This window comes from Vibrio sp., assembly GCF_038138445.1.
GTDB lineage: Bacteria > Pseudomonadota > Gammaproteobacteria > Enterobacterales > Vibrionaceae > Vibrio.
This window is the reverse complement of the sequence record NZ_JAYQDQ010000107.1, coordinates 1-11362: the sequence shown is the minus strand read 5'-3', so window position 1 is coordinate 11362 and position 11362 is coordinate 1. Positions and strand designations below refer to the sequence as shown.

At 40.8% G+C, this 11362-nt stretch carries 8 protein-coding genes; 4 read left to right on the top strand and 4 right to left on the bottom strand.

Going from position 1 to position 11362, the window contains the following annotated elements; genetic code table 11:
* The 3 genes from AAFM34_RS18575 to AAFM34_RS18565 all read left to right on the top strand — a co-directional run.
* The coding region (locus AAFM34_RS18575) for a GyrI-like domain-containing protein (RefSeq protein ID WP_341665420.1) at positions 1–271 on the top strand (271 nt) is incomplete at its 5' end.
* 238 nt (positions 272–509) lie between these two features.
* Positions 510–1265 (top strand): prephenate dehydratase domain-containing protein, encoded by a 756-nt coding sequence (locus AAFM34_RS18570; protein ID WP_341665418.1) that lies wholly within the window; start codon positions 510–512, stop codon positions 1263–1265.
* Between the two features lie 326 nt (positions 1266–1591).
* Positions 1592–3982 carry a hypothetical protein gene (locus tag AAFM34_RS18565; RefSeq protein ID WP_341665416.1) on the top strand — a complete coding sequence of 797 codons (2391 nt, stop codon included), beginning with the start codon at positions 1592–1594 and terminating at the stop codon, positions 3980–3982.
* Between the two features lie 87 nt (positions 3983–4069).
* Here AAFM34_RS18565 and AAFM34_RS18560 read toward each other — a convergent pair whose 3' ends face one another.
* Positions 4070–6187, bottom strand: a complete 2118-nt coding sequence (locus AAFM34_RS18560; RefSeq protein WP_341665414.1) for a hypothetical protein — start codon at positions 6185–6187, stop codon at positions 4070–4072.
* Positions 6187–7782 (bottom strand): M91 family zinc metallopeptidase, encoded by a 1596-nt coding sequence (locus tag AAFM34_RS18555; RefSeq protein ID WP_341665412.1) that lies wholly within the window; start codon positions 7780–7782, stop codon positions 6187–6189. Before AAFM34_RS18555 ends, AAFM34_RS18560 begins: the two co-directional genes overlap by 1 nt.
* A gap of 462 nt (positions 7783–8244) precedes the next feature.
* On the opposite strand from AAFM34_RS18555, the gene AAFM34_RS18550 reads away from it, so the two are divergent.
* Entirely contained in the window at positions 8245–9006 is a 762-nt protein-coding gene (locus AAFM34_RS18550) for a YdcF family protein (protein ID WP_341665410.1), read from the top strand.
* A gap of 49 nt (positions 9007–9055) precedes the next feature.
* Here AAFM34_RS18550 and AAFM34_RS18545 read toward each other — a convergent pair whose 3' ends face one another.
* Positions 9056–9514, bottom strand: coding sequence for a hypothetical protein (locus tag AAFM34_RS18545; protein ID WP_341665408.1), 459 nt, complete (start codon positions 9512–9514; stop codon positions 9056–9058).
* 10 nt (positions 9515–9524) lie between these two features.
* Entirely contained in the window at positions 9525–11207 is a 1683-nt protein-coding gene (locus tag AAFM34_RS18540; protein ID WP_341665406.1) for an LruC domain-containing protein, read from the bottom strand.
* Positions 11208–11362: the final 155 nt, after the last annotated feature.

Here is an 11362-nt window from a genome sequence, read left to right as displayed (position 1 = left end):
CGCTGGGTTCTTAGAGGGACGACACTTGGTAACAGGTGTCGTCTACTCGACAAAATCTGGAGTCATTCCTAGTGGTAGATGCGCGGTTGCGATTCACAAGGGAAACTATAACCGTATGAATGAAACGATAGAATACCTATATCAAAAGTGGCTTCCTCAAAGCGGAGCCAGTTTGCGGGATTTTCCTTGCTTCTTTCGGTATATAAACTTTAGCCATCAAGTGGATGAGTGTGAACTACTAACAGAAATTCATCTGCCATTAGAAGGTTGATAAATACATGATTCATAGTTCAAGGAACGTAAAAGTGGCCTACTGAAGTTCTACTCATAGTTCAGTGCATGGAGTAGACGGTTGAACAAGGCTAGCCCCTAAGTAATTAACCTCCCAATTCCTCGGATCAATAATATAAATACTAGTGATGGTTAATAATATAAAATTGATCCGATTTTATATTTCCTGCATTAGGGTTATCATGCCAAAGTTGACAAGCAACTCAATAAAGGGAACTATGAAAACACCATCACACAAAAACTTTAGTATTAGAGCATTAAAAAAAGCACTACTATTTTCCTCAATAGCTGTTTCAATTGTGTCACCGAGTGCGTGGGCAGACTCTGAACAAGTGTTTGTTCAAGCATCGAAAGGAAGTTTTAATGACGCAGCAATTAGCAAGCTTTTTGCGAGCAAGCCAGAACTGAAAACTGAAGTTACCTTCGCAGGAACACCAACCAACACGTTTAAACTAGCCGATGAAAGTCAATCTCTCGCATTCAGCGCAGTAGAAAACTCCACCATTGATGGTAGGTTAGTTCAAGCCACTGTTGACGCTCTAAAGCTGTATAAAATAACCCAAGTAAAAGCTTTTACGACAATACCAATTGAGATGTGTGTTCTGATGACATACCAAGACGTAGAACAACATAAATCGATTTCTTTGATCGCATCTCACCCTGCAGCACTCAAACAAATAAATATGTGGAAGCGCACCATCAACGCTAAAGAGTTGTCTGTTCCTGAAGGAACGTCCGCCGCTGCCAAACAAGTATCACAAGGAGAGCTTCCATCAGGCTCTGCTGCGATTGGAGCATGCGTTCTTTCTACCGTTTATCCTAACCTCACTATTGTTGAGAAAGGCGTTCAAGATAATAAAGACAATAAGACTTCTTTCTTGCTAGTCGATGTGGAAAAGCGTCCAACTCCAATTAGCGAAAATGAAGCTAGGCAGGAACTGGCTAAGGCAATAGAGGAAGGAAAAAAACTATAGTTTGCTCCACCAATAATAACCATTAACAATGAGTAAAAAGGTGAATTTTTAATTCACCTTTCATTCATCTTCAGTGCACAAAGAAGTACCATTCATAGAATAACAGTCATCCAACCTTCCTATCAAAATACCCATTTAAACAATCCACTTTGTTTGGTTAAGATTAACACTTACAGCTTAGACTCACACTAGCCTTGTGATCTTCTGCCAACATTTGAATGACTACTGTTTGCACAAAATAAATCTATAACGTACAAAAAACATACATACGCTAACAAATTCATAAAAGAGAAATATTCGGAGTTTAGGTTACATGCCAACTACTTATGACACCAATCTTAAAGATGCAGAACATTGATACTCATTTTCCAGCGCTTCGCTCGATTAGCGAACACGTGCAATCTTACAAGCTACCTAGCCTAGCTCAGTGTATTCTTCACATCAAAAACAAAAGAAATGACGCTAACAATGTCAAATTAGCGGAGCTGAAGAAAGATATATCACGCCAAGCAAAGACATTAAAACTACATCAGGTTGGCAAAGATAGCCTTGTATGCGATGACATCAACTTAAAAGAGGCTCGACTGTTAAACAAAGAGCTCGGGCGTTTAAATAAGATTGAAGAGTTGACAGAGGAGCATAAATCACGCGCTGAAAAATACATTAAAGAGACTGCTTTTTTAGACAAAGTGGGTGCAAGGAAAGAAACGACCACGGGCATTAGCATCACTGGCAGTGTCGATGCAAGTGGCGCGAAAGTATTGAGTAAAACATTGGGATTCGAATCTGGGCGTCGCTTAGATAATAATGATGAAGGCTCAGTGCGAGTCAACAAAGTTCAGCGTGCTATGGCTAGACTGTGGACTGGGCTCTCTTTTAAAATAAGTGACAATGTTGAGCTCGGCGCGGGCGCTCAGACTCAATTTTCGACAACTCAGACGAAATACAAAAAATTCACTAATCACAAAGAGCTTGCTCAGTACCTTGCCAAAAGATCTTCTTCTAAACTTATACAACAGCAGCAAAAAGCCCTAAATGCTAAAGACACTGTTGTCCTCCTACTCTCTAAGCATCTCACCAACTTAGATGATAAGAAATTTGACCACATGTATCAGTCAATTCGTCCAGAGCAAAAGAAAACTTATAAGCATGGTGTCAAGAATAGACGCACCTCGGAGGCCAAAGTAACTGCTACAGCAAAATTTGCTATTAGCCCTCGCTATACACTTGGTGCTCAAGCCGCACTGCAAACATCGAAAAGTAAGGAAAGTACCGTAGAAACGGTATACGAAGACCTTACTCAGCATCTAACTAAACCAGAGAAAATCACTCAACTGGCTCCTTTTCTCAATGCGTTTTTGCCCAATACTAAACAGCCCAAGGAATGGATCGCATTTTCTGAGCAGCTAGAAAAAGACATCATAGATTACTCCAATAGCGTCAAAAAACATGACTATATTAAATCTTCCACTCGATGGAACGCATCGCACGAATGCAACAAGCACAGATTAGAAGATAAATATGGCAATATTGGTCGCCATCAACAACTGCAATTTTTCCACTTGTGTAATGCTTGGATCAATGCTTCAGCTCATGAGCTGTCGTCATCTTCAAAACAACCAGAAAGTGACTTCTCAAGGCTTGCAGACCGCATAAAAAAAGCGTTACAAAACGTTGATTTTAACTATTCTCAAACTCGACTTAATCGACTTACCAAAGTCAGACAACATGTCATGGAGACCAAAAAAGACATCAACCAAACCGCCAAAGTACAAGTTGGCCCAATAACGCTTACCATTCATGAACGCGAGCGACACTTTATTCATCCAAGTCGAGTTCGCTGCGGCGAATACAGAGATGTCAATATTACACTGTCAGCGAGTACCAATTTAACAGAACTACTTCAACTTCCCAAACTACAACAACAGCTTTCTGAGGCACTGGCAAGCCATCAGCTTGACTCTGTCGTTAGTATTAAAACCCTATTACAACTTGATTTGACAGGATTAGTAACTATACAGAAACGTTGGTTCAAGCCCGATGCTAAGCAGCTCGCATTTGATGACCAGGAGCAGCGCCAGTTTACTCGCTATTATGTCGGAAGCGATGTAGTCACAAGCACCAGCGGCAGCGTTCAAACTGGTGCAGGCTATTCAGTCGATGCCAACTTACGCTATCAACAAAGGCAGCAAAAAGTGGTCGGGGAGGATATCGACCCTAACGATCTTGTATACAGCCTAGTCAGATTTAATAAACTGTATAAAGACGCTGGCAAAGATCTTACCTCAAAAGAAAATCCATGGAATGAATTTGTACAGTTGCACAAAGCCAGTTTTCAACAAATGTTTGTCAAAATGAGTGACTCTGATAGTGCCGTTAATCATCAGGCTCGCACCCTACTTCAAGAAGCACAAAAAGAAGGTAGGCCTCTAATTACAGAGACCGAGTTTTTTGACCATATGCGAGCTTATAAGGAGGCCATCGAAGCAGCTGAGGACAAATATTATGAAGACATTTTTGCCAACACTCTTGAAGCCTTGAATCAATTATTGATTAGTCAATTTGTAAAAACAGAAAAGCTACATAAAGCTACATGGACGAAAAAGCCATTCAAAGCCCAACGTTCAAAAGCGCTCAGCAACAAAAGTAAAATTGCTAAGGCATTACATTTACAGAGAAAAACATCTCAAAATAAACAAACAGATTCATCACAATAATAGTGAACGCAAAATCACATTTAGTTTCAATAATTTCACTAAAAAGCTCCGTTTATGATAACGGAGCTTTAAATGCTTGAAACAAAGTTATCTTTCACTCGCCGCGATCAGTGCCTCATTCTCTATCACTTGAGACCATATATCCATCAAGACTAAGTGCTCAAAAGGTCTCCAGCGCATTGCTGGAATATTTAACACCGCATAAAGCTGAGCGCTAACATCATGCCAATATTTATCGCTGAGGTAAGTTTCTCTGTCAACCAATTCAGTGAGATAAGTTCGATGCCCCTGCCCCATTTGTAAAAACCAGTCTACCGGAAAACGTTCATCGAAGTGAGGCAAAGATTGCGCCCAAGTTTGGGAGGATAAGTACCAGTATGGTTTACTTAGATAGGCGTTAAACATGGGACCATAAAGACTACTAGGCCAAATGCGTTGCTGCCATGATACAGGTAGGAAGTGTAGTTGTTGTTGTTGCCGCAGTTCATACTGAAAGCGAAAAACAAAATCCCCAAGCATCACCCAAGCTTTATGTGTATCCATACTAGAAATAATTTCTCTTATCGACCGATATATATAAGGCAAAGCTTGCTGGGCAGACAAATGTTCCGGGACCTCCTCAAGTACTTCAATCAGTAATGGCATATCCTTTTCAATGACCTGAAGAGATGGGTTGCCTAAGTAAGGCAAAGCATAGAAACGATCTTCATTTTTATGCTGCCATTGTGTCCATAAATTTATGTAAGGCTCATCCAGTTCATCCTCCGACCAAGCATGCCTGTAGTGCTGAGAGAGGTAAGCTTGAGTATCAATTGTCACTAGAGGTTGATTTAATCTTTTTAGTAGAGGGTCTTTAGTTTCATCAAATAACACTTCTCGACCTTGGTAGACGGTACAGCTATAAAGACCACACACTAACTCCCCCTCATCCACCATAAAGCGACCTGTAGTCAATTCCTGAACTGTTGCAGGACGCTGCATGATTTGCAGTGAAAAGTTGTTGATTGCTATAGTTCTAGCCCTTTGATAAAGGCTCTGCTGATAAAGGATAAGATCATCACTGGCGATAACTGACTGAATAGCCTCATCAATTGCGGTTTTCTGCTGATCCAGTATAATCTTCCGCCAACTTGAGATATGAGACATAGCCTGATCGACCATTTTTGTCTTGTAGGCAAAAAAGTCGCTTCTTGCTTGCTCATTTAAGCGGCTTCTTCCTACACCAATAACCATCAAGTTCTGAATCAAAGACTGATAAGTGCACTCCCTTAGTTGTTGGGATTCGGTTAAGCTCGTACTCGCATCCGATTGCAATTTGTTTTCGAGCAATTGGCGCTCACTGATACACGCTCGCTCTCCAAAATAATGAGTTAAGTGCTCGGTTGAGTTGTAGCGATTAAGCCTAAGATGCACGTATTCAGAATCCATTTGGGTGAAGGTTTCATCTAGCACTTTTTCAATTTCCAGTACTTTTGCACTGAAAGTGGCATCGTAATGCAGCATGTGTACGCTGATAATTCTTTTAGCAAGCTCATTAGTATGGTTTTTTAACTGCTGATACTGCTGGTATACATGGTTTGCTGTCGCTCTATTAGTAAGGACTTCAGGATTATCGTTGGCATACGTATAATGACCTAGGTTGGCAAATCGCTCAAGACGCTTTTGAGGGCTGTCCATATGAGAGAGTGTGTCGTAATAGCTAACAGCAAAGCCAATGAATGGTATGGGCTCTAAGGTCACTGCAAGCCTATCTAATGCTGTTGCTGAGTCATCCCACATAGTTCTAACCAGTCTGTCATACCAAGGGATCAGAGTTATTACATCAAGACCTGCAGATAAACCTTCCGCCACGCCGTGTAGCAGTTGCCGACTCAAAGTACGCTGGGCAAGACGTTGAAACTGATTCTTCCTTGTATTGGATGCAGTGCCGACTGCTTGAGTATTTTCACTAATGGCAACGGCTAGACCGGACCATGCTCGACTTCTTGACAGAGTGTTTTCCTCTGGAAAAACCAAACTAGGTATTTGTTCAATCGCAGAAAGCGACTGAGCATTTTGTAAACTCGATGAAAACTCCGTATCAAGTCTAGATAGCCAAAGCTCTTCCTGCTCTATCTGGCTACTCAGCAGATCACATTTTTGCGCTGCCTGAGCCTGAAATAAGCAAAAAGACAATATTGCCGTTAGGTAGTATCGGTATCTCATTACAAACTCCAGCATTTTTTCAACTGAGGAAGCGGTTTTTCTGATAAAAGAGTCACATCCTGCTGCAAAGCAAGGTCTGCCCATGCCTGTTTTAACTGAAACGGATGTATTCTGGCATGGGACGCAAGCTCACTGGTATGATTGACCATAAGTGAAGTGCCTTGCTCTGAAATATGCTCAGCCAGCCTAATCGCATTAATTTCGTTATTCGGGGCAAATAAGGCGATATTGCTCGCTTGGTTAAGCTTTGTAAGCCCTTCTCCCATGATCTCATTTGTACCAATCGACACAAACTTCACCTCAACGTTAGGATTGTTCGCCGCACTGGCAATCGCCTTTTGCTTTAGTTCACGCACAAACCTTTTTTTGCCGTAGGAAAGACGTCTAAACTCATCACCTTCAAGAATAACGATATCACTGCCTGTTGCTTGGGCAATATCAATGACATTCTTTGCATCTCGGTTAAGCCTAGGGCTAGTGTTGTGGTCTCCAAACACACTTGAGCTCATCACCACTAACGGGCTATCAGAGTTATCTAAATAAGATGTGGTTGTATGGGTACGTTCGGCCAAAGCACTGACTTTTCCGGGACGTCGACGAAGCATAGACGTACTTCTACTTCCTAAGCTAGGTGAATCAACATGCTGGTAAGGAAGCATACGACTTGGCCAATACATATCTCGAGTAGGCGCCCCTAACTCCTTGGCCAAATGATACTCGGTTACAGGTTTTTCCTTTCTCAGCAGAGCAAGGTTCGTTTTGACCTCTTTGTAATCAGCTCGTGACACTTGGCCTTGCTTTTTGGCTTGATACCAAAGGTCGCCATAACTTTCTCGGCGTTCGATAGAGCGTTGACGTGTAATGGTAAGCTTTTTTATCTCTGCTGCTGCTTCCTTATTACGATAGGCAATACCTGTCGCTTCAAATTCTTTACGCGCGAGCTGAAATTCAACACGTTCTCCCTGTCTAAAACTCACCCCTTGGTCATCCACACCATCGATAGGTGCAACATGTGACACGGTACGTACTCCAGTGGGCAAGCCACCAGAAAGGTAATCTCGAGCATGCACTAGCTCATGACCTAAAGCGACAGAGGGCCTGATTGATTCTGTCGAGCCAGGAATAACCACTTCTACGTTTGGGTTAAAATAAATACGCGCTGGCACTCCAAGTCCATTTGACTGATTAGCAATATAGGAAGCATCCGCGATAAGAGGCTCAGTAACAAAGCTTTTACTCTCGGTCGCTTCAGTTATTACGACATGGATATTCTTCAAGACACTTTCAGGGGCCGTTTCCCTAGAGTATGGCAGGGCTCTTGGCTGGCTGGGTAAAGGTAACGGATGGTAATGTGAGACTTGATTTAGTAAAGATCTACCTGTAGGAGTGCTTTTAATCTGCTCCAACAAGTTTGTTATATTGGCAATGTAGTCCTGTGATGTACTCTGTACATAAATACCCTTTTCAATTTTAAATAGATAACCTTTATAGTCACCAATATCGATAATTTTTTTACCATCTGGCGGACCATAATATAAAGCAGACAATGAAGAAGCAGAATAAAGAAATAATAAGACAGTAAGTAAGACTCTCATTTTATAGCCTATTTTATAGTTTTATCGACTAATGTTTAATATGATTTATTACTTAATGAAAATTGCCATGGATAAATTAATTGTTAACTATCCCACTGGTTTGTTAACCTATTAATTTACATTTATATTTTTAATTCTAGTATGAAATAACATTCAACTTTAATTAATAACTAAAAGTCTTCTGCATTACACTCAACATCATTAAGCGCACAGAGTCTGCTTTAAAAGAAGGCTACGCATCTTGATTTAGATCAATTTTTACACAAAAAAGATTAATCATATAAAAAATAAGGATAAATGGGTAATATTCACCTAACGTGTAGACTCAGATACCCTAACTGGAGTTCTATCATTTAGTTTTATAGTGACATTCAAATATATACTTACACCAAAAACACCGGATCACGTATACTTACCCATATTGCTTTCATTGAGTAAACAGACTTTAATCAAAGGACATCTATGAGTTTTATTATTTTCAATTTATTGCTGCTCTTTATCGTTGCAGCCAAAGCGTTAAAATTGAGAAAAAGCTTTTTTATTTCACTATCAATATTTTTAGCTCTCTTCACACTCATAGGTACAGGGATTATTCCAAGCTATTTACTGTGCAAATTACAAGATCAGTATCAAGTAAAAAATAAAGTGCAATGGTCCCACAATAATGCCATTGTTTTACTCGGTGCCGGTACACAATTTATTAAAAGAAATAATAACTTTGAACCGACTTTCTTCTCCTTTGGACGGATACATGAAGCCGCAGCACAATACTACGACTGCGCTGAGCAAGATTCGATATGTAAGGTCATCATTAGTGGTGGAGATGCGCAAGGGAATGGTGTTACTGAAGCTGATACATATAAAAAGGAACTACTAAGACTTCACATCCCTGTGCACGACATTATTTTGGAAGCGGACAGCGTCAACACTTGGAAAAATGCACAGTTTACTTCAGTGCTTCTTAATCAACAGCAGGCAGAAACCATATTACTAGTATCGTCTGGCTTGCATATGAAACGAAGTCAGCTCTACTTTAAACACTTCGGGGTTAAGACCTTTCCCATAAGGGCTGACTATATGGATGCAAGGATTTCAACCATACCGCTGTGGTACAACTTCGCCGTTACTGACTTTGCGCTACATGAATATACTGGCATAGTACGTTACCATTTGTATAATTTCATGGGATGGAATGCAACTCAAGAGCAGCCAGGTGATGTGTAACCTATAGGCGTTGGTCAATGACAAAAGTGTTATTGACCAACAATTCTACTCAAAAAGAAAGACTGTAGCTTTGACTTGATTGGTTTAATTCTATTGTCCAATACCTTTCAAGAGAGCTACTATTCATAGGTACCCATTCTGCATACAACTGGGACCAATTGCCGTTTACCTCAATCGCAACAGTCTGTGTTTCATTGGGATAAATGGTGGTAATTCGAGACATGGGATCGGCGTATATCGTCCCATCTTGTGAAACATGCGCAGCCTTAGAATATAAATGAAGCGCCCCAGTCTCACCGCTTGAATTATCGATCGATAACGTAATTTCACTCCCTAAATCAAAGTCGAAGTCCCTCTCGGCGACAATATCTGACGATCTCACTATTGCCTCAGAAACAACAGTTCCACCACTACTACCTCCAGTAGATTCTCCACCACCGCCACCTCCTCCACAGGCCGTAACAAATAAGGACATCACGAGTATAATGGGTTTGTAGTATGGTTTCATTCTATACTCCTTATTGATTCGAACTTGGCACGACTAAGCCACTACTCGGTTGCTGATACCAACTGCTATCTGTTTCACCACTGCTTTCGACCCAGTTAGGAAAGTTTGTATATGCCTGGCTGATGTCTATGTTTTCCAGAGGGTGAGCCCAGTCATCTCTCACATTAATGGCCCAAGGCATATTGTTAGCAGTCAAGAAGCACTGTGAACCATACGAATGGTCATCATATTGGTTATATAAACTTGTATCCATTCGACTAGTACCAGTGAATTTTTTAAAGTGAGTTTGCCACTTCATTCCGGGCATATGTTGGAAAAAGTTGCCGTGATAAGTGTTAGTAGATGCAAAAATAAATGAATCATAGGGTGGATAACCAATTAAATCTCGTGAGACTGGGGTAGTGAAAGAAACTGACAATTGGTAATTGAGAACATTTTCATTCTGTACATCAAGGCACTGACTCTGTGTGCGATAGAAGTTACACCCCTCCGACAACTCTCCCAATTCTACTAATGTAGACCTCAGATTCTCCTCAACAATCAATACAGCATCACTGTCTTCTGGATCCACAATACTATGTGCTAACTCTACACCATTACGTGTAACCACCGCTGACGCAATATTGCTTTGGGCAACATTGGGTAACTTAACCGCAAAACCGTTAGAATAACCTGCTCCCATGGCCTGTACTGTGTAATCAATGCTGATACTTTTTAGCTCGCGTTGACCATTAAGTTGCTCTACCACACGATACTTCAGTACCACATCGTTAAAGTCATAGTCACCCATTAATGGCCACCTATCTTCGAACCCCATGGTTGCATAGGTATCAGAACTTGGATATACCGAAGTAACGGTAATGTCAGGATCGTTTTGTTGTGTTAACGCTTCATATTTAGAGTCCGTCGAGCCGTCAAGGTTTACACCATCTATAGCCGTAAAAGGAGAGACCTCTACGGTAAAAATCAAATCATTGAAATCATTATCACCGTTTGGCCTGTAGAGATCTTCAAACCCCAAGACTAAGAATTCATTCGCTATATCTACAAACGCAACATTATGTCTTCGGTGCTCCGCTGTACTTTCGGGGTTGATGGCTGGGTAACTGTAGAATGGCGTCCCCCAGTTGCCCAAACTGCTTATATTGTTGTAAGAGCCACTCCATCCCCAGCCATTTGGTATAACAAAAAAAGCAAGGGTTTGACCACTGGTTAACTGCACATTTAGATCTATCGTGTCCCCTTCTTGAAGCTCACCTTCACCGGGTTTGGAGGTATTGGGAAAAATAATAACATGCTCAGCAACTTCTTCTTTTGAAGTTGGAGGGTTGTTAGTATCATAAACAAAATATCCCAAACTATTTCGATACCCTGCTCCCTCATTTAAAAACGTCACCTTAGCCGTGGCATAAGGAGCACCGTTTAGCTCATCATCTATATCAATACTTGAGTATTTGTCTGGTGCAATGAATGCGCTGTTTACTACAGCTCCCTCAGGTAACATTGAGTAGACATTTTGCAGGACATCCTGAGGCAGAGCATCTGCCACAGAATAGGTATTAATTGGTTTCCCTTTCAGAGAATAATTGCCAACTGCTTCACCTGATACGAAAGTAAGATCATCAGTAGTTAAAGCTTGGGTAAAACTAGGTAAACATCCGAATGCAATAATAATAGGTTTGAAGTTCGCCATATTCTTGCTCTGCTAATTAACGATATAAAGCAGATAAAGCAGATAAAGCAAGTTTTAAACCAAGTTAATAGATCTTTACATTCAGAAGCTTACAAATATTTAGCACTGAGGAATCCCCTGATAATTTAGATAAAAATCATCAAGTTAAGGTAGAT

What these genes read in the sequence shown, in the direction of transcription:
- AAFM34_RS18570 (WP_341665418.1), top strand. Translation starts at nt 510, where the DNA reads ATGAAAACACCATCACACAAAAACTTTAGTATTAGAGCATTAAAAAAA.
- AAFM34_RS18565 (WP_341665416.1), top strand. Translation starts at nt 1,592, where the DNA reads ATGACACCAATCTTAAAGATGCAGAACATTGATACTCATTTTCCAGCG.
- AAFM34_RS18560 (WP_341665414.1), bottom strand. Translation starts at nt 6,187, where the DNA reads ATGAGATACCGATACTACCTAACGGCAATATTGTCTTTTTGCTTATTT.
- AAFM34_RS18555 (WP_341665412.1), bottom strand. Translation starts at nt 7,782, where the DNA reads ATGAGAGTCTTACTTACTGTCTTATTATTTCTTTATTCTGCTTCTTCA.
- AAFM34_RS18550 (WP_341665410.1), top strand. Translation starts at nt 8,245, where the DNA reads ATGAGTTTTATTATTTTCAATTTATTGCTGCTCTTTATCGTTGCAGCC.
- AAFM34_RS18545 (WP_341665408.1), bottom strand. Translation starts at nt 9,514, where the DNA reads ATGAAACCATACTACAAACCCATTATACTCGTGATGTCCTTATTTGTT.
- AAFM34_RS18540 (WP_341665406.1), bottom strand. Translation starts at nt 11,207, where the DNA reads ATGGCGAACTTCAAACCTATTATTATTGCATTCGGATGTTTACCTAGT.